Below are 18,523 nucleotides of genomic sequence, written 5' to 3' on the forward strand. Positions count from 1 at the left end.
AGCGCGCCCCTTCCCGCGCATAACCACCCGTCAGCCATCAGCACTCTTAGAATGGAGGATCGGCAGGACACCAGGGGCAGCCTGTGCGTTCCGCCCGCAACCGAAAGGTACGGCCGCCATGACCCAGACCCCCCGCGGATTTGACCCCCACGATCCCAACAGTCCCAACGGTGCGTCGCCCACCCGGTCCTCCGGGCCGGCTGACGAGTACCCGGGGGCCGCTGACGTCCCGGCCGGCGGCACCGATCTTGTGTCCGGGGCTCCGGCTGCGCCGGCGCCGGTGGAGGAACCTGCCCGGGCCGCGACGCCCGAAACGCCCGCCCCGGAACCGCGCCAGGTGACCCGCGCCGGTATGGTCTGGGCCGCGGTGGCCTGCGCGCTGGTGGTGCTGATTTTGCTCATCGCCTTCATCCTGCAGAATCAGGAATACGTGCAGGTGAAGTTCTTTGGCCTTCAAGGGGCCGTTCCGCTGGGCATTGCCTTGTTCATCGCGGCCGTCGGCGGCGGGGTGCTCGTGGCCATCGCCGGAGCCGCCCGCATCATTCAGCTGCGGGTCGCGGCGCATCGTCAGCGCGTCAGCCGCCAGGCCCGTCCGGGGGCGCGCACGCGCTGACATCGGCAGGAGCTGACCCCGGCAGGGAGCTGACCTCCTTCCATGGGTGATCCAGACCCCCGCGGGCCCGGACCCCTGACCACCGCGGCGGCGGACTGGCCCGACGTCGAGCGCCTCGTCGGCTTCCGCGGCGAGCCGGCGCGCTGCTGGTGCCGTTTCTTCGCCCTCACCGGGACACAGTGGTCAGAGTCGACCCCGGAACAGCGGAGAATCCAACTGCGGAACAAGTTCGGCGGCGGCGCCCCGGCTCCGGGGTTGCTGGCCTTCCGCGACGGGAATCCCGTGGGCTGGTGCGCCGTCGAGCCCCGCGGCTGCTACCCCAGGATCCTGCGCTCGAAGGTTCTGGCAGCGGCATCCCCTGAGGCGGTCCCGGATCCTGGCGGGCAACAGCTGTGGTCCGTGAGTTGTTTTGTGGTCTCCCCCGGCCGTGCCGTCGTCCGCCCGCCGGCGCCGTTCCCTAAGGAGGCGCCACCGCCACCGCCGTTCCCTAAGGAGGCGCCACCGCCACCGCCGTTCCCTCAGGGGGCGCCGCCGCCGGGCCCTCAGGGCGCGCCGCCGCCGGGCCCTAAGGCAGGGTCAGGATGACCGGGCCGTCCTTCGTGATGGCGACGGTGTGCTCGCTGTGGGCCGCGCGGTGGCCGCCGGCCGATCGCAGGGTCCACTCGTCGTCGTCGTGGAAGTAGTCGTCCTTGCCGCCCAGAATCAGCATCGGCTCAATCGCTATGACCAGCCCCTCGGTCAGTTTGATCCCACGGCCGGGACGGCCTTCGTTGGGAACGTGCGGCTCGGCGTGCATCGTCCTGCCGATCCCGTGGCCGCCGTGGTCGGCCAGCAGCCCGTAGCCGGCGCGCCGTGAGGCGCCGCCGATCGCGTAGCCCAGGTCCCCCATCTTGTTGCCGATCCTGGCAGCCTCGATGCCACGGGCCAGGGCGGCCTCGGTGGCATCGATCAGGGCCTGGTCCACGGGGTCGGCGGTGCCCACGATGAAGCTGATCGCAGCATCCCCGCACCAGCCTTCGAGGAACGCCCCGCAGTCCACGCTGAGCAGGTCGCCATCCTGGAGCCGGTAGTCGTTGGGGATGCCGTGCACCACGGCATCATTGACGGACGTGCAGATCACCCCCGGGAACGGCACCGAGGCCCACCGCGGTTTGTAGTCCAGGAAGGCAGGCGTCGCCCCGGCGGCGGCAATGGTCGCCGCGGCCAGTTCGTCCAGTTCCTTCAGGGACACGTCGACGGGGGCAGCCTCCCGGACGCGTTCCAGCGTATTGGCCACCACCCGGCCGGCTTCGCGCATCAGGGCAATCTCGGCGGGACTCTTGATCATCGACATGTCTTCAACTCTAGGGCCAGCCGGAGCCTGGCTAAAGTTGCCCCATGGCCAACCTTGAACTCATGTCAGCGATCCGATCGGGGCTGCGGGCTGCCGCCGATCCGGCCCGGGCCGCGGGGGCGCAGGCCTACCTGAAGTCCGAGATGCCCTCGCTGGGCGTCCGGGTTCCTGAGGTCCGGCGGATCGTGAAGGACGCGGCCAAACGGCTGCCGCCCGGTTCCCTCCCCGACGTGCAGTCCACCGTACTGGAGCTCTGGCGCGGTGCCAGCTGGCGGGAGGAACGCTACGCCGCGATCGACCTCACCGGTTTGAAGCTGGCCGCCGGTGAAATGAGCATGCTGCCGCTGTACGAGGAGATCATCCGCAGCGGCGCTTGGTGGGACCTGGTGGACGGGGTCTCGCACCGGCTCTGCGAGCTGCTGCAGAGCCACCGGGAGGACATGTCCAACGTGCTCCGCCGCTGGAGCACGGATGCGGACTTCTGGATCAGGAGGGCGGCCATCACGGCGCAGCTGGGCGCGAAGTCCGCGACGGACCCTGACCTCCTGGCGGCCGTCATCGAACCCAATCTGGCCGACCGCGAGTTCTTTGTCCGGAAGGCGATCGGCTGGGCCCTGCGTGACTACTCCGCCACGGATCAGGACTGGGTCCGGAACTTCGCGGCTCGCCACGGCGAGGCACTGAGCCCGCTCGCCCGCCGGGAAGCCCTGCGGAAACTCAGATGACCGGGCGGGTGGTGACCGGTTCCTCGGACTTGGTGAACAGCAGCTTGGTCTTGGGGTCGAGGAAGATGAGGTAGAGGGCGAAGAGCAGGGCAATGATCGCGGCGGCATTGCGGGCCAGGGCCAGGGCCAGGCCGAGATCGGCCGTCTGCAGGTACGGGAACACTTCCAGCTGGTCCGAGATCGCGTACACCATAAAGAACGACACGATGAAGTACAGGGCCTTGACCTGCCAGTCATCGCGGATGCCGGTGACGGCGAAGAGCGGAATGAGCCAGACAACGTACCAGGACTGGATCATCGGGGCCAGGACGACGACGGCGGCGAACGCCAGCGTGAGGCGGCGAATCAGCCGGTCGTAGTCGCCGCGGAAAATCTGCCACGAGATGATGCCGAGCGCCAGCAGCTTGCCGGCGTCGTACACCCACTTCGCCAGCCCCCAGCCGTCGAGTCCGAAGGCGTTGAAGATGGAAGCGACCACCAGGCCCAGCAGCCCGACCGGGGCGTACCAGATCCAGATGCTGCCCGGGGCGGAGAGTCCGTTGATCCAGCCAAACCCGAAGCCGTTGACCAGGCTCATGGCGTACAGCAGGGCCAGGCTGATCCCGGCGGTGAGCCCCCAGAACACGAACTTGCGCGGCCAGCTGGCGTTCTTTCCTGCCCAGAGGAGGCCGATGAAGGGCAGGAAGACGATGGTGATGGGCTTGACCGAGATGGACAGGGTCACCAGGACCAGGCCGAGGATGACCCGCCGGGTGGCGCAGTAGTAGAGTCCGGCCAGGGCCAGTCCGATCATGAGGGCGTCGTTGTGGACACTGGCGATGAAGTTGGTGAGGAAGAGCGGGTTGGCTGCGGTCAGCCACAGGGCGCGGTGCGGGTTGACGCCGTGCAGTTCGGCGAGCTTGGGCACGTAGATGACGCACAGCACGATTCCCACCAGCGCGGCGAGGCGGAACAGCATGATGCTGGCTTCCGGGTGCACGTTGGTGGACCAGACGACCAGCTGCTCGATCCAGAGGAAGAGCTGTCCGTACGGCACCGGGGCCTCGGTCCACATCTTGTCGGCACCGAGCTGGAAATAGTTCGACAGGGCGGAGATGCCGTTTTCGTAAGGGTTGAAGCCCTCCACCATCAGGCGTCCCTGCCCGATATAGGCATACACGTCGCGGCTGAACAGCGGCACGGAGAACATCAGGGGCAGCCCCCACACCAGGACCGCCTGCAGGGTGGCCTTGCGGGCCTCGGCTCCCCAGACCCGGACGCGCTGGCCGAGCCTGAGCCAGGCCCGGACGAGCAGCATCCCGCCGACGGCCAGCAGCACAATGCACAGGGCAACGCCGACGGCTTCGGTACGCATCCAGATGAACAGCGGAATGCGGCGGAGCTCGGAAGCCGGGGCAAGCCAGCCCACGCCGAGCGAACCGATCGCCATCAGCAGGGACCCTACGAATCCCGCCAGCAGCGGTGAACGGGCATTGTCCACTTCAGCAGCGGTGGCCGCCGGGGACGTGCCGGCAGCCGTTTTCCCCGCCGCTGGCACAGGCACCGTCATCTCAGGATCGTCCAATCTGTTGTGGGGCTCTTCCGCGCGCTCTGCCAGCCGTGGGAACCGGTCCGGGGCACGCCGCGACGACAAAAAAATTTCGCCGCCCGCGTACCCGAAATCCTAACATCGGGCTGCCCTGCGGCGACGGAACGGTAGGCTGGGCGCGTGCCTATATCTAATGAACGCATTGTCTGGATCGACTGCGAAATGACCGGCCTGGACACCATCAACGACGCCCTCATCGAGGTGGCCGCGCTGGTGACGGACTCGGAGCTCAATATCCTCGGCGACGGGGTCGACGTCGTGATTAAGCCAGATGACGCCGCGCTGGCGCAGATGAACGACTTCGTCCGCGACATGCACACACGTTCCGGGCTGCTGGCGGAACTCCCCCACGGCAAGACCATGGCGGAGGCCCAGACGATTGTCCTGGACTACATCAAGAAGTGGGTGCCGGAGCCCAAGAAGGCCCCGCTGGGCGGCAACTCGGTGGGAACCGACCGCGTCTTCCTGGTCCGTGACATGCCGGACCTCGTGGAACACCTGCACTACCGGGTCATCGACGTGAGCACCATCAAGGAACTCTCCCGGCGCTGGTACGCGCGGGCCTACTTCCAGTCCCCCGCCAAGCTCGGCGGCCACCGCGCCCTCGGCGACATCCAGGACTCCATCGACGAGCTGCGGTACTACCGCGAGGCAGTTTTCGTCCCCGCCCCGGGGCCGGACAGTGCCACGGCGCAGCGGATCGCCAGGAAAGTCATGGGCGTGGCGGAGGAACAGGCAACCGCCGAGGCCCCCGCCCGGACGCCGTCGCAGTAGCGCCGGTGCTGACCGCGCAGCTCACGCACCAGACAGCCCGGCGGCCGGCCGCCGGGAGTAATCTGCGCCACGTTAGCGGAAAATTTTGGTGAAAAACCGAAAAATGGCAAAAGCAGCCCCGAAGAGCAGGTAAGCTGTTTGTCGTTGCCTTTTCAGCCAGCCGGTTCGCCGGAAGGCATGGCGGGGCACATGGTGGGCGTAGCTCAGTTGGCAGAGCGCCTGGTTGTGGTCCAGGAGGTCGCGGGTTCAACCCCCGTCGCTCACCCTCATGAAGGACGGCAGTAAGTGTCCGACCTTAGACGAAGGCCGTACCGGATATCCGGTGCGGCCTTTGTTGTCTGTCCATGGACCCGTGAACGGAGGGAACCGCAGTGAAGCGCACGCTTTTTGAAGAAGACCACGAGATGTTCCGTGAGATGGCTGCCGAGTTCAACACGCGCGCCGTGGCGCCGCACTACGCCCAGTGGGACCAGGACCACATGATGTCCCGGGACCTGTGGACCTCGGCCGGCGAGCAGGGCCTGCTGGGCCTGGCCGTTCCGGAGGAGTTCGGCGGCCTGGGCATGGACGACTACCGCTTCCGCGCCGTGCTGGACGAGGAGTTCGCCAGGAGCAACCACCTCGCCGTGGCGCTGGCGTTCCACCTGCACGATGACATGGTCCTCCCCCATCTGCTGGCCTACGGCTCCGCGGACCTCAAGGGCCGCTGGCTTCCCGGCATGGTCTCGGGCGAGACAGTCACCTCGGTCGCCTGGACCGAACCCGGCGCGGGTTCGGATCTCCGCGGCATCCGCACCAGGGCGGTGCGCGACGGCGACGGCTGGCTGATCAGCGGCCAGAAGACCTTCATCGGCAACGGCATCTCCGGCGACGCGGCCCTGGTCCTGGCCCGCACCGACGGCAGCACCGGCCGCGGGAACCACGACTCCTTCTCCCTGTTCATGGTCGGCAAGGGCGAGGGCTACAACACCGGCAAGCAGCTGGACAAGATGGGCCTCAAGGCCTCGGACACCGCCGAACTGTTCTTCGATGACGTCCGGGTTCCGCACGCGGACCTCGTCGGCGCGGAGGGCAAGGGCCTGCAGTACGCCGCGGAGCAGCTCCCCCAGGGCCGGCTCGCGATCGCTGTGGCAAGCTCCGCCGTCGTCCGCGCCATCTACGAGGAGACCATCCGCTACACGAAGGACCGCAACGCCTTCGGGGAGCGGATCATCGACTTCCAGAACAGCCGCTTCGAACTGGCCGACATCCTCACCGAGGTCGAGGTCACCGAAACCTACGTGGACCAGGCCATCCGGGCCTTCAATGCCGGAGAACTCGACGCATCCTCCGCCGCCCGCGCAAAGCTGTGGGCGTCCGAGCGCGCCAAGTCTGTCACCGACCGCTGCCTCCAGCTGCACGGCGGCTACGGCTACATCCTGGAATACCCCGTGGCGCAGGCCTTCCTGGCGGCCCGGCTGCTGACCATCTTCGGCGGCACCAACGAAATCATGCGCGACGTCGTCGGCCGCACCATCGCCGACTGACCCTGCCCTTCACCACAGCACCAAAGGAACTTTACCGACATGACCGTTCTGCCCATCACGATCTGGGGCGAGCCCGTGCTGCACCGCCGGGCCGCCGAGGTCGAAGTCTTCGACGACGAGCTCCGGACCCTGATCGCCGACATGTTCGAGACCAACGACGCCGCCAACGGCGTCGGTCTCGCCGCGCCCCAGGTCGGTGTGGGCAAACGTCTGTTCATCTACAAATACGACAACGACGACGGCGCCCCGCCCTCCGGCGCCGTCGTCAACCCGGTGCTGACCCTCTCCAAGGTTTCCGGGGCGCTGCCGGATCCGGACGAGGAAGAGGAAGGCTGCCTGTCCTTCCCCGGCGGGCAGTACCCGCTCAAGCGCGCGGACTGGGCCCGGGTGCAGGGCTTCGACGGGGACGGCAAGCCGGTCGATTTCGAGGCGACAGGCTGGTTTGCCCGGGTGATCCAGCACGAATACGACCACCTCGACGGCAAGCTCTACGTCAACCGGCTCATTGACCGTTATGCCCGCAAGGCCATGAAACAGGCCAGCAAGAGCGGCTGGGGCGTCCCCGGGCTCACGTGGATGCCCGGCGTGGACCCGGACCCCTTCGGGCACTAGGGTCCCGGCTCAATTCTGCCGGTTACTTCTAGCGGCCTACGGCTCCCCGGTCGACGGCCGCCAGGATCGCCGCCCCCAGTTCGGCCGGCTTGGTGAACTGGGGCCAGTGCCCGGTGGGAAGGTCCACGTAGTCGACGTCGCGGACGCGCCCGAGTTCGGCGACGTACGGGTGACCGGCCGCGATCATCTCGATCAGCATGGCGGACGGGAACTCGCAGGCGATGACGGTGGCCGGGACGCCGAAGCGGGCCTCATTGTGCAACCGCTGCTGGTCCTGGGCCACGCCCTTCGGCTCCGGGACGGCGCGGGCGCGGAACATGGCCCGCAGCTCCTCGTTGAGGCCGGTAAGGTCCTCATCCTCGAACAGCTCCCACGGCGGGAGCGGCACGTCGTCGCCGTCCTCCGGGAGCTCGTCGTTGATCACCCCGCCCTCGCCGAGCGGACCACTGTCAACGTAGATCGCCCGGACCACGCGGTCCGGGCGGGCGTCGACGGCGCCGTGGATGATGGCGCCCCCGCCCGAATGGCCCACCAGGACCACCACGTGATCAAGCGCGTCGATCCTGGCCACGACGGCGTCGATGTGGGTGCGCAGGCCAATGCCGGCGCGGGGCGCGTCGACCGATTCCAGCCCGGGCAGGGTCAGCGGGTGGACCTGATGCCCGGCGGCGGCGAGCGCCGGAGTCACCTCCGCCCACGACGAGGCGTCCAACCAGAATCCGGGAACCAGAATGATGTCCATGCCGGTACCCTACCCGCCCCGGACCGCGGGCGGCACGGTCCGGGTAAAAATTCCCATCCGGGCTGGTACAGCCACCCCTCGTCTACTCCTCGTCGGATTTCTGCAATATCGAGGCGTGATCCGGAACGTACCGGAACAACTCCCGCGGCGGGCGCGTGTAGTTGACGGCCTTGGGCCTTTCCGGCAACGTCACCTGCTCCGTCCGGACCTCCGTGTAGTCGATGCTGGAGAGCAGATGGGCGATCATGTTGATCCGGGCCCGGCGCTTATCCTCCGCCTCGACCACATACCAGGGCGATTCGGCAGTATCAGTCTGCATGAACATGTCGTCCTTGGCCCGGGAATAGTCTTCCCAGCGGAGGATCGCCTCCCGGTCCATCGGCGAGAGTTTCCATTGCCGCATCGGATCATCCAGCCGGGACTTGAAGCGCCGTTCCTGTTCCGCGTGGCTGATCGAGAACCAGTATTTGAACATCAGGATGCCGTCCTGGACCAGGAGGCGTTCAAAGACCGGGCACTGGGCCATAAAGCGCTTGTGTTCCGCGGGCGTGCAGAATCCCATCACATGTTCGACGCCGGCCCGGTTGTACCAGGAACGGTCCATCAGGACGATCTCCCCGGCGGCGGGCAGATGCTGCACATAGCGCTGGAAATACCATTCACCCCGCTGCCGGTCCGTCGGGGCCGGCAACGCCACGATGCGGGCGACGCGCGGATTCAGGTACTCCGTCAGCCGTTTGATCGCGCTGCCCTTGCCGGCGGCGTCGCGTCCCTCAAAGATCACCAGCACCCGCGCCCCCGTGCTGCGGACCCATTCCTGCAGCGCGACGAGCTCGGCCTGGAGCCGGAAGAGCTCGGCCTCATAAACGCTCAGGGGCAACCGTCCCGGGCGTTTCGAGGCACGCCCCTTGGCGCCTTTCCGGCCAGATTTTCCCTTGCCGGAGCCGGACTTGCCGTTGCCGTCCTTGCCGGAGCCGGATTTGCCGGCGCCGTCCTTGCCATCTGCCATGGTTCCCGTCCCACTCGTTGCGGCGGACGTTCGTCCCGCCAGTCCTGCCGCGCCCATTCTCGCCGAGCCGGCAACTGCGGCACAAGGGGACTTGCCGCCGAAGACACCGGCAACCTCATGCTCCTATGCTTGGGCCATGGAAGCCCCCCGACCGATGCCGATGCAGCCCATTCTCACGCTCACCGTCAACCCCGCCCTGGACGTCAGCACCACCACGGAGCAGGTCATCAGCGGCCACAAGCTGCGCTGCGGCACCAGCCGCCTCGACCCGGGCGGCGGCGGCGTGAACGTCTCCCGGGTGGTCCAGCGCCTCGGCGGCAGGACCCTGGCGGTCTACACCGCCGGAGGACCCACCGGAGAGGCGTACCGCCGGCTCATCGAAGCCGAACGCGTCCCCACCCTGGCCGTGCCGATCCAGGGAAGCACCCGCCAGGACTTCACCGTCGATGAGACGACGACGGGCAAGCAGTTCCGCTTCGTTCTACAGGGCCCGGAATTGAGTGAGCCCGAGTGGCGTTTGTGCCTGGCGCTCGTGGCGGATTCGATTCCCGCGGGCGGGTATGTCGTGGCCAGCGGAAGCCTGCCGCCGGGCGTCCCGGAGGACTTCTACGCCCGGGTGGCCAGGCTCGCGCGGCAGCAGGATGCGCGCTGCATCGTGGACGCCTCCGGGCCGGCCCTGGCCGAAGCCCTCGCCGAAGGCGTCTTCCTGGTCAAGCCGAGCCGACGGGAGCTCGGGCTGCACTTCGGAACGACGCTCGAGAACAATGAAAGCCAGGTCGCCGCGGCCGCGGCGCTGGTCGCCGACGGCTCGGCGGAACATGTCGCCCTGACCCTGGGCGGCCAAGGTGCCGTGCTCGCCTCGAAATCCGGGATTCTGCGGCTGGCCGTGCCCCGGGTGAAGGTGACCAGCACCGTCGGAGCCGGCGACAGCTTCCTCGCCGCCTTCGTCCTCCGCCTGGCCCAGGGCCGCACCCCCGAGGAGGCACTCCGGGCCGCCGTCGCCGCGGGAAGCGCCACAGTGACGACCGTTGCCACGGAGCTCTGCCACCGCGCGGACGTCGAACGGCTGGAGGCGCAGCTGACCGCCCAGGCCCTAGACGGGGGTCCCGGAGAGTGAAGACGGGACCGGCCGGGCTGGCTGCCGCGATGCTGCTGGCTGTGGCCAACGCCGGCTGTTCCGGGCCCGTACCAAACGCCTGCCCTGCCATTGCGTGGTTTAACACCCTCACCGTGTCCCTGGATGGCAGCGTTGAGAAGGTCAGCCTGGTGGAGTTCTGCGCGGAAGGCGTCTGCTCGATCCGCGCGGACGGCCCGGTGCCCGCTCCCGGGACGTCCCTCACCCCGGGCACCGTGCCCGCCCCGGCCACAACCCTGGCGGTCACCCCTGCGCCGTCCCGGTCCGTGCCTGACTACAGTCCCTTCACGGCGGCGCGGGTCGACGACCGGACCTGGCGGGTCAGCCTGATGATGCGGTCCCCGAAGACGGTGACCATCAGGGCGTACTCCGCAGATGGCAGCGTCCTGGCCGGGCGCGACGTGGAACCGGGCTGGACCCGGGTGGGCGGCAGCGAGGCCTGCGGCGGCCCGGAGACCGCCGGCCCCGTCAGGCTCCAGATCCAGGCAATCAAACGTTAGGCAATCCCGCCCGTGTCCTGCCCCCGGCGGGCGTGGTTACCGGGCGGCCGCGACAACCGTCTGCTGCCCGGGACAGGAGTCGAGGATCCGGCGCATGGCGTCCTTTTCCGCCGGAGTGACCCACAGCCGGTAGGCGGCCTTGACCGAGATCTGCCGGGCAACGTAGTGGCAGCGGAAGGCCTTGTTCGGCGGAAGCCAGGTAGCGGCGTCGGAGGCGCTTTTGTCCTGGTTGGCCGGGCCGTCGACGGCGATCAGGTTCAGCGGATCGTTCGCCAGGGACTCGCGTTGTTCCGCGGTCAACTGCTGGGCGCCCTTCTGCCAGGCATCCCCCAGCGCCACCACGTGGTCGATCTGCACGTCCACGCTGCTCCCGGCTCCCCTGCGGAACGTGAGCTGGCGGCCGGTGTACGGTTCCCGGAAAGTGCCGCCGGCCACCCGGCAGCGGGAATCCGCGGTGAACTCGGCGCCCGAAAGGTCCCGGCGCAGGATATCGTTGCGGGTGTCGCAGCCGTTGCGGTCCACGTCCAGCCAGGCCTGCCCGAAGGCGCTGCGGTCGTAGTTGTCCCGGCCCGCCCGGCCCTTGACCGGGAGCGTGTCCAGCAGCGCCGCGGCGGGGCCCCGGGGAACGGGTCGCACCGCCGGGACGGGGTTCATCCAGCCGGCTGCCAGCACCGGCGCCTCACGGGGCCCGTCCGTGGGTGGCTCGGCAACGGCAAACTGCCCGGCGGTGAAGAACCAGCCGAGACCCGCGACGACGGCGAGTGCCGCGGCGGCCAGCAGCGCCCACGCCTGGCGGGACCGGCGTCGTTCCCGCCGGAATTCCGGCCAGGTGAGCGTCAAGACGGCCCCCGCGCAGGGAGTCCGGGTCCGGTGCGTCCCGGGGCGGGCCGAATTCTTACCACCCTTGAAGCCTAGGCCCGGCCTCCGCCGTCGCCGGCGTTATCCACAGTGTGGAGGACGGGTGGCCGTGCTAGTTCTCTTTCGTCACCCGCACCAGGTCTTCGTTGGCGAGGGCCAGAAGGGATTCGAGTTGCCGGACCCGTGCCTCGTCGACGTCGCCGGCCGCATGTTTGGCACGGGCATCGTCGAGAAGCCGTGTGGCTTCCTTGGCGTTCCGCCGCGCAACGTCCAGGGCGTGTTCCAGGGTGGTTTCGTGCTCCACAGCCGAGTTCTGTTCCATTGCACCATTGTGGTGCCCTTTCCCGGCCGATTCCAGAGGAACCGGCCGGGAAAGCGGAACGGATTCAGTGAGGCGGTGTCAGGCCGTGACCTCGACGGGCAGGCCGGCTGCCTCCAGGGTTGCGGCTGCGTCCTTGGCGGGGAACGACGGCGGGTTCACGCCGGCCATTTCCTCCATCACGCGGACCACCTGGCAGCTGTAGCCGAACTCGTTGTCGTACCAGACGTAGAGCACGAGGTTCTTCTCGTTGGAGATGGTGGCCAGCCCGTCGACGATCCCAGCGCGGCGGGAGCCGACGAAGTCCGTGGAGACCACCTCGGGCGAATCGATGTAGTCGACCTGCTTCCGCAGTTCCGAGTGCAGCGACATTTCCCGCAGGTAGTCGTTGACCTCGTCCTTGGTGGTGCCGTTTTCCAGGCTCAGGTTCAGGATGGCCAGGGACACGTCGGGGGTGGGGACGCGGATGGAGCTGCCTGTGAGCTTGCCCAGCAGTTCCGGCAGGGCTTTGGCCACGGCCTTGGCGGCACCGGTCTCGGTGATGACCATGTTCAGCGCGGCGGAGCGGCCGCGGCGGTCGCCCTTGTGGAAGTTGTCGATCAGGTTCTGGTCGTTGGTGAAGGAGTGGACCGTCTCGACGTGGCCGTGCACAACGCCGTAGCGGTCGTTGATCGCCTTGAGCACCGGGGTGATGGCGTTGGTGGTGCAGGAGGCCGCGGAGACGATCTTGTCCGAGTCGGTGATGGTGCCGTGATTGATGCCGTGCACGATGTTCTTCAGGTCGCCCTTGCCCGGGGCGGTGAGCAGCACCCGGGCAACTCCCTTGCTCTGCAGGTGCTGGGAGAGACCCTCGGCGTCGCGCCAGCGTCCCGTGTTGTCGACGAGGAGGGCGTTGTGGATGCCGTAGGCGGCGTAGTCGACCGTCGCGGGGTTGTCCGAGTAGATGACCTGGATCTGGACGCCGTTGGCGGTGATGGTGTCGTTCTCGAGGTCCACCTTGATGGTTCCTTCGAATGAGCCGTGGACCGAGTCGCGGCGCAGCAGGCTGGCGCGCTTGGTGAGGTCGTTGTCCGAACCCCGGCGGACCACGATGGCGCGCAGGCGCAGGCCGTGCCCGCCGCCGGCCTTTTCGATCAGGAGGCGGGCCAGGAGCCGGCCGATGCGTCCGAAGCCGTAGAGCACGACGTCGGTGCTGGTGCGGTCATCGCCGCCGCGCTTGCCGACAACCTCGGCGAGTTCCGTGCGGAGGAACTCGTCCAGGGTGGCGCTGTTGCCCTCGACGCGGTACTTCTCGGTGAGGCGTGCAATGTCGATGGCTGCGGCGCCGAGTTCCAGTTTGGTCAGGGCGTCCAGCAGCGGGGCGGTCTCTTCGAGACGCAGCTCTTCCTTGCTCATCCGGCGGGCGAAACGGTGTGCCTTGAGGATGCTCATGGTGGACTTGTTGATCAGGCTGCGGCCGTGGATGGACGTGACAACGTTGTTCTCACGGTACAGCCGGCCGATCACCGGGATCATGGCCTCGGCGAGCGCCTCCCGGCCCATCCACGTATCAAGACAAGAATCTGAAGTCTGGCTCACAGAAATACCTTCCTAGAATCCATCACATACGGCGTCGTATGCGGATGTCGGCTGCCGGAGGGTATCCGGAACCTCGGCGCCGGCAGGGATTCGGTCCACCCCCGGGCGCCTGTGTCGAGCAAAGAAAAAACGCCGGCTGCGAACGCAGACCCGGCGGCAGAACTTCTACGTTCACCGTCCAGTCTACCGGCGGCCCGGCGCGGTCCTGTCGCCGGTGACGCGTGAAATGACTCACACAAAGCCGGGGGCCAGCTACGCTGGGGCGATGTTCAAGATGGGGGCTCTCCTGCTGGGCGTCGTGCTGTGCACCGGCTGCGCCGCGGCGGCACCGCCGGCTGGCCCGTCGTCGGCGGCGGCGACGGCGGCGTCCTCGGGTCCGGCGGCGTCAAGTCCGGCGTCGGCGGCGGCGTTTACCCTGGTGGCGCACCGCGGCGGAGCGCTGGTCTACCCGGAGTCCTCCGCGGAAGCCTTCGAGGCCGTGGGCAAGACCGCGTTCCCGATCGAAACGGATCTCCGGCAGCTCCGCGACGGTACGCTTGTTCCGCTGCACGACGACGTCGCCGGGCGGACCATGTCCGGCGTCAGCGGCCGCCCCGGCGGCATCACCGTGGAGCAGTGGGCGGCGGCCCGCATCAGGCACCCGCTGGGCGGCGCCGAGGGCAGTCCGACGACGTGGGAAGCCATGCTGGATTTGTACGGCGGGCGGAACGTCCTGGTCCCCGAGCTGAAGGACACCGCCATCGATCCGGCAGCCTTCGCGGACTCCATCCTGAAGCGCGGTATCCAGGACAAGGTGGTCGTGCAGACGTTTAGCTTCCCTGCTGCCCGGGCCCTGGCCCGGTCCGGGTTGCAAGTGCTCTATCTCCTCCGGGACGGGGAGGAACCCGATCCGGCCTCGATCAGCTCCAGCGGCATCAGCCACGTCGGCCCGCATCAGGACATCAGCTCAGGCTACCTGCGCAGCCTCAAGGACGCCGGGCTGACCGTCTGGCCCTATACCGTCAACGACGAAACAACCGCGGCAAGGCTGCGGGCCGAAGGGGCTGACGGGGTCTTCACCGACACGCCATGGGAGCTCGCGAAGCAGCTGGGTCTTTAGCCCGCCTAACGGTCGTCCTGGAGAATCAGATCAACGGCCTTCTCAGCAATCATGATGGTGGGCGCCTGCGTGTTGGCACTCACGAGCCGGGGCATGATCGACGAGTCAACGACGCGCAGTCCCTCCAGTCCGTGGACCTTCAGCCGCGGCGAGACGACGGACTCATCGGTGGTTCCCATGGCGCAGGTACCGACCGGATGGTAGGAAGTCCGCCCGAAGGAGCGCACGAACCTCACGTACTCGTCGCGGGTTTCCACCCGGCTGCCATCGCCGATGTGCTCCGCCTTGGTGAGCGCCGCCATCGACGACTGCTCCATAATCTCGCGGCTCTGCTGCACCCCGGCGATGGCCATCTCCAGGTCATAATCGTCGGCGAGATAATTCGGATCGATCAGCGGCGCCTTGCCGGGATCAGAGGACACCGGCCGGACGGTTCCCCGGCTTCGGGGCCGCAGGAAGTAGGAGTTCATCGTGGCCCCAAATCCGGGTTTCAAGGCGGTGGCGCCAGTCCCTCCCCGGGCGGCAGGCAGGAAGTGGAACTGCAGGTCTGGGGTCTTTTCGTCCTTGTTCGCGTAGCTGAAGCCACCGGCCTCGACCAGCGTGGAAGCGAACGGGCCCGAGCGGAAAGCGAGGTATTCGACGCCGGCCAGGACGGTGGCCGGGCGCATCTGGTTGAGCCTGTCCAGGCTTTGGTAGTCCGTAAGTTCGTAGACGATGTCGACGTCGCAGTGGTCATGCAGGTTCTTGCCGACGCCCGGCAGGGCATGGACGGTCTCGATGCCGGCAGCGGCAAGATCCTCCGGGTCGCCGATGCCCGACAGCTGCAGAAGCTTGGGCGAACCGAAGGCGCCGGCAGAGACAATGACCTCGCGGTTGGCGCTGTAGGTTCGCACGCATCCGCCTTCGATCGCGTGGACTCCCACGGCCCTGCCGTTGCTGATGATCACTTTGGAGACGGTGACGTTGGCGCGGACCGTGAGGTTCCGCCGCCGGCGGGCGGGCCGGAGGTAGGCGGCGGCCGCACTGCACCGGAGGCCGTTCTTCGTGGTGGTCTGGTAGAAGCCGACGCCGTACTGCAGGGCGCCGTTGAAGTCGCTGTTGTAGGGCAGCCCGAACTCCTGGCCCGCCTTGACGAAGGCCGCCGAGAGCTTGTGCGGACGCAGCAGGTCGGAGACTCCGAGCGGACCCTCGGTCCCGTGGTGCGGTGCCGAGAGCCGGATGTTGGACTCCGAGCGGACAAAGTACTTGTTCACCTCGTCCGCGGACCAGCCCTCGCAGCCGTAGTCCGTGACCCAACTGTCATAGTCTTCGGCCACGCCGCGCGTGAAGACCTGGGAGTTGATGGACCCCCCGCCGCCGATCACGCGGCCTTGGGCGAGCGGGATGCGTCGGCCGTTGCTGTGCTTTTGCGGGACGCTCGCATAGTCCCATTGGTACGGCCCGCCCTTCAGCTTCGGGAAGCCGGACGGGACGTGGATGAGCGGGTGCCGGTCGGATCTGCCTGCCTCGAGCAGAAGGACGCGGACTGAGGGGTCTTCGCTGAGCCTGCCGGCTAGGACGCTGCCGCCGCTGCCGCCCCCTGCTATCACATAGTCGTATGCTGCGTCGTTCGCCACTTTGGCTCCTAGGCACTCACTGACTTCACCGTTGCTTGAAACGTTTACCGCAGTGTCTGTTCACGCGCGGATGAAGTCAAGGCCTTCGGGTGAAGCCGTTTCCGCAGGCACGAGACCCTCGGCGCCGGAAACGGTGGCAGGGACTCCCCGCGGAGTGGGAGGCAGGGACTCCCCCGAGTGAACGGCAGGGACTTGCAGCGATGTGAATGGATGGGTTGACCGATACGCCGGGTTCTGTGTTCCCGCGCCGTTGCCGGCACGGGAGTAGCGGCCATCCATCTACGAACGCCGTTGCCGACGCCCTCCAGCAGCCTACCCGGGCACTCGGGCGAGCAGCCCTCAAACGTGCCCTGTCTGGCCTTGCTCCGGGTGGGGTTTACCTAGCCTTCCCGGTCACCCGGGAAGCTGGTGGTCTCTTACACCACCGTTTCACCCTTACCTGCCCTGCGGCCTGTGCAAGCACGCGCCGCCGGCTGGCGGTCTGTTCTCTGTGGCACTGGCCTGCGGGTTACCCCGAGTGGGCGTTACCCACCACCCTGCCCTGCGGAGCCCGGACGTTCCTCGAGCCACTTGCGTGACGCGCGGCCGCCTGGTCAACCCATCCGCAGTCCATTCTACGGTCAGGGCGGACCCGTCCGGGGACACGTCCGGGCGCCGGGCCTATGATCAGGGAATGGAGGATTCCGTTCTGGGCCGGCGCCGGCTGCTGGAGCTCGCAGGAATCGGGCTGGGCGCCCCAGCGCTCGCGGCCTGCACCGGCGGCGCGTCCACCGCCTCGACACTTTCCGCGCCCACGCCGGCGCCGTCCCGAGCCTCGCCCGCCGGCCCCGCGGCGACCGCTCCCCCCGCCCCGACCGCCCGGCTAACGGTCCGGACCAGCACCGGCTCATTCGTGTCGGCCTTCCGCCCCGGAACCGCCAGCCACTGGTCGCTGGCGGCTCCTGACATGCCACCTGTCGGCAGGCCGCCCAACCTTCCGGTTGCGGTCTTCCTGCACGGACTAGGCGGCAGCCACTCTGTCCTGCTGGACGACCTGGCGGCCCACGAGGCCCTCCAACGCCACCTCGACGCCGGGGGCGCGCCGCTTGCCATCGCCGCGGTGGACGGCGGTGACACCTGGTGGCACCGCCGCGCCGACGGCAGCGACACCCAGTCAATGCTGGTGAAGGAGTTTGTTCCCTTCCTTGGCGGGCGGGGCTGCGACCTCGGCAGGGTCGGCCTCTTTGGCCTTTCGATGGGCGGCTTCGGTTCGCTCCTGCTGGCGTCCCAGGGCCGGCTGCCCGGGGTGCGGGCCGTGGCGGCCATGAGCCCGGCGGTCTGGGCGTCGTACGAACCGGGCATGGAAGGCGCGTTCGACGGCCCGGCCGATTTCGCGGCCCACGATGTCTTCGCCCTCCGGCCCAGCCTTGCGGCGCTGCCCAAGCGGATCGACTGCGGCACCGGGGACGACCTCTTTGCCACCGTGCGGAACTACCGGGCGGAACTCCCGGGCGCCGTCGACGGCGGCTTCCAACCCGGCGGTCACGACGCCAGCTACTGGCGTTTCATCCTGCCCGAGGTGTTGTCCTTCCTCGGCCGCAACCTCGGCTGAGCCGGCACTGGACGCCGGGTCTGCGGGGTTCCGGCAGCGGCCCGCGGCAGTACCATCCCGGTACCGGGACCATCCCGGCATCGGGCCGCCGCTAGGATTGGACGGTGCTGATTCTGCTGCCGCCCTCCGAAGGCAAGACCCCCGCCACGGTGGGCAACGCCGTCGACTGGACTACCCTGAGTTTCCCCGAACTGAACACCTACCGGGCCAAGGTGCTGGAGGGACTCGGGACGGTCAGCGCCCACGAGGACGCCCTGGCGCTCCTGGGCGTTGGCGCCTCGCTGCGGGCCGACGTCGAACGCAACACCCGGCTGCACGCCGAGCCGGCGGCGCCCGCCCACCAGGTCTACTCCGGGGTGCTGTACGACGCGCTGGACTACAACTCTTTGACGCCGACGCAGCGGAGGAAGGCCGAAGAGTGCGTGCTGGTCATTTCCGCGCTCTGGGGGGCCATCCGCTTCGGCGACCGTGTGCCCGCCTACCGGCTGTCGATGGGGACCGCACTGCCCGACGTCGGACGCCTGGCGTCCTTCTGGAAGCCGCACCTCAATGCCGCCCTCGCGGCCGCCACGGAGGACGAACTGCTGGTGGACTGCCGCTCCAGCACCTACGCCGCCGCGTGGACTCCCCCGCCGGCGCAGACGGTCGCCGTCAACGTGTTCACCGAGGCCGACGGCGTTAGGAAGGTGGTCAGCCACTTCGCGAAGCACACCCGGGGCGAACTCGCCCGGCACCTGTTAACCCGCCGGGGCAGGGCGCCGCGGACCCCCCAGCAGCTCAAACAAGCGGCTACCGAGCGGTGGAGCGCCGAACTGGTCGAGGGTACGGCCCGGAAGCCGCACACCCTCAACCTGATCCTGCCTAACTAGCTAGCGGCAGGGGCCGTTTTGAGAGTTCCAAACGGC

Annotated in this window: 18 protein-coding genes, 1 tRNA gene and 1 other RNA gene; 11 read left to right on the forward strand and 9 right to left on the reverse strand. The window is 68.2% G+C overall.

Going from position 1 to position 18,523, the window contains the following annotated elements:
* The first annotated feature begins 118 nt into the window (after window positions 1-118).
* Window positions 119-613 (forward strand): lipopolysaccharide assembly protein LapA domain-containing protein, encoded by a 495-nt coding sequence (locus tag QK291_RS06505; RefSeq protein ID WP_282380205.1) that lies wholly within the window; start codon window positions 119-121, stop codon window positions 611-613.
* 565 nt (window positions 614-1,178) lie between these two features.
* On the opposite strand, the gene map is transcribed toward QK291_RS06505, so the two are convergent.
* Window positions 1,179-1,946 (reverse strand): type I methionyl aminopeptidase, encoded by a 768-nt coding sequence (map, locus tag QK291_RS06510; RefSeq protein ID WP_282380207.1) that lies wholly within the window; start codon window positions 1,944-1,946, stop codon window positions 1,179-1,181.
* A gap of 44 nt (window positions 1,947-1,990) precedes the next feature.
* On the opposite strand from map, the gene QK291_RS06515 reads away from it, so the two are divergent.
* Window positions 1,991-2,671 (forward strand): DNA alkylation repair protein, encoded by a 681-nt coding sequence (locus QK291_RS06515; protein WP_282380209.1) that lies wholly within the window; start codon window positions 1,991-1,993, stop codon window positions 2,669-2,671.
* On the opposite strand, the gene mptB is transcribed toward QK291_RS06515, so the two are convergent.
* Entirely contained in the window at window positions 2,664-4,220 is a 1,557-nt protein-coding gene (gene mptB, locus QK291_RS06520) for a polyprenol phosphomannose-dependent alpha 1,6 mannosyltransferase MptB (protein WP_282380211.1), read from the reverse strand. The genes QK291_RS06515 and mptB overlap by 8 nt on opposite strands.
* Window positions 4,221-4,379: 159 nt before the next feature.
* Between mptB and orn the strand changes: the two genes are divergently transcribed.
* From orn to def, 4 genes are all read left to right on the forward strand, one after another.
* Window positions 4,380-5,033: an oligoribonuclease gene (gene orn / locus QK291_RS06525; RefSeq protein WP_282380212.1), complete on the forward strand. Its 654-nt coding sequence runs from the start codon at window positions 4,380-4,382 to the stop codon at window positions 5,031-5,033.
* 192 nt (window positions 5,034-5,225) lie between these two features.
* Window positions 5,226-5,298 (forward strand) — tRNA-His (locus QK291_RS06530).
* A 106-nt stretch (window positions 5,299-5,404) separates the two neighbouring features.
* Window positions 5,405-6,559: an acyl-CoA dehydrogenase family protein gene (locus tag QK291_RS06535; RefSeq protein ID WP_282380213.1), complete on the forward strand. Its 1,155-nt coding sequence runs from the start codon at window positions 5,405-5,407 to the stop codon at window positions 6,557-6,559.
* Window positions 6,560-6,598: 39 nt separating this feature from the next.
* Window positions 6,599-7,171: a peptide deformylase gene (gene def, locus QK291_RS06540; RefSeq protein WP_282380214.1), complete on the forward strand. Its 573-nt coding sequence runs from the start codon at window positions 6,599-6,601 to the stop codon at window positions 7,169-7,171.
* A 28-nt stretch (window positions 7,172-7,199) separates the two neighbouring features.
* Here def and QK291_RS06545 read toward each other — a convergent pair whose 3' ends face one another.
* A complete protein-coding gene (locus tag QK291_RS06545; protein ID WP_282380215.1) occupies window positions 7,200-7,913 on the reverse strand; it encodes an alpha/beta hydrolase in 714 nt (237 codons plus the stop codon).
* A gap of 82 nt (window positions 7,914-7,995) precedes the next feature.
* Window positions 7,996-8,922, reverse strand: coding sequence for a polyphosphate kinase 2 (gene ppk2, locus QK291_RS06550; protein ID WP_282380216.1), 927 nt, complete (start codon window positions 8,920-8,922; stop codon window positions 7,996-7,998).
* Between the two features lie 136 nt (window positions 8,923-9,058).
* Between ppk2 and QK291_RS06555 the strand changes: the two genes are divergently transcribed.
* A complete protein-coding gene (locus tag QK291_RS06555) occupies window positions 9,059-10,039 on the forward strand; it encodes a 1-phosphofructokinase family hexose kinase (protein WP_282380217.1) in 981 nt (326 codons plus the stop codon).
* Window positions 10,036-10,557: a hypothetical protein gene (locus QK291_RS06560; RefSeq protein ID WP_282380218.1), complete on the forward strand. Its 522-nt coding sequence runs from the start codon at window positions 10,036-10,038 to the stop codon at window positions 10,555-10,557. The genes QK291_RS06555 and QK291_RS06560 overlap by 4 nt, the downstream gene beginning before the upstream one ends.
* Window positions 10,558-10,593: 36 nt before the next feature.
* On the opposite strand, the gene QK291_RS06565 is transcribed toward QK291_RS06560, so the two are convergent.
* The 3 genes from QK291_RS06565 to QK291_RS06575 form a co-directional block, all read right to left on the reverse strand.
* Entirely contained in the window at window positions 10,594-11,397 is an 804-nt protein-coding gene (locus QK291_RS06565) for an HNH endonuclease family protein (RefSeq protein ID WP_282380219.1), read from the reverse strand.
* A gap of 130 nt (window positions 11,398-11,527) precedes the next feature.
* Complete coding sequence (locus QK291_RS06570) at window positions 11,528-11,737, reverse strand: hypothetical protein (RefSeq protein WP_282380220.1); 210 nt, start codon at window positions 11,735-11,737, stop codon at window positions 11,528-11,530.
* Between the two features lie 78 nt (window positions 11,738-11,815).
* Window positions 11,816-13,312 (reverse strand): glyceraldehyde-3-phosphate dehydrogenase, encoded by a 1,497-nt coding sequence (locus QK291_RS06575; RefSeq protein WP_282380222.1) that lies wholly within the window; start codon window positions 13,310-13,312, stop codon window positions 11,816-11,818.
* Between the two features lie 226 nt (window positions 13,313-13,538).
* Between QK291_RS06575 and QK291_RS06580 the strand changes: the two genes are divergently transcribed.
* The gene (locus tag QK291_RS06580; RefSeq protein ID WP_282380223.1) at window positions 13,539-14,411 is read left to right on the forward strand and encodes a glycerophosphodiester phosphodiesterase; all 873 of its coding nucleotides are present in this window, start codon (window positions 13,539-13,541) and stop codon (window positions 14,409-14,411) included.
* A 5-nt stretch (window positions 14,412-14,416) separates the two neighbouring features.
* On the opposite strand, the gene QK291_RS06585 is transcribed toward QK291_RS06580, so the two are convergent.
* A complete protein-coding gene (locus QK291_RS06585) occupies window positions 14,417-16,027 on the reverse strand; it encodes a GMC family oxidoreductase N-terminal domain-containing protein (protein WP_282380225.1) in 1,611 nt (536 codons plus the stop codon).
* Between the two features lie 207 nt (window positions 16,028-16,234).
* An RNA gene (gene rnpB / locus QK291_RS06590) (RNase P RNA component class A) lies at window positions 16,235-16,628 on the reverse strand.
* 72 nt (window positions 16,629-16,700) lie between these two features.
* On the opposite strand from rnpB, the gene QK291_RS06595 reads away from it, so the two are divergent.
* Window positions 16,701-17,618 carry an alpha/beta hydrolase-fold protein gene (locus QK291_RS06595; RefSeq protein WP_282380226.1) on the forward strand — a complete coding sequence of 306 codons (918 nt, stop codon included), beginning with the start codon at window positions 16,701-16,703 and terminating at the stop codon, window positions 17,616-17,618.
* A gap of 104 nt (window positions 17,619-17,722) precedes the next feature.
* Entirely contained in the window at window positions 17,723-18,487 is a 765-nt protein-coding gene (locus tag QK291_RS06600; RefSeq protein WP_282380228.1) for a peroxide stress protein YaaA, read from the forward strand.
* Window positions 18,488-18,523 lie beyond the last annotated feature (36 nt).

The organism is Arthrobacter sp. AL12, assembly GCF_029960645.1.
Taxonomy (GTDB): domain Bacteria; phylum Actinomycetota; class Actinomycetes; order Actinomycetales; family Micrococcaceae; genus Arthrobacter.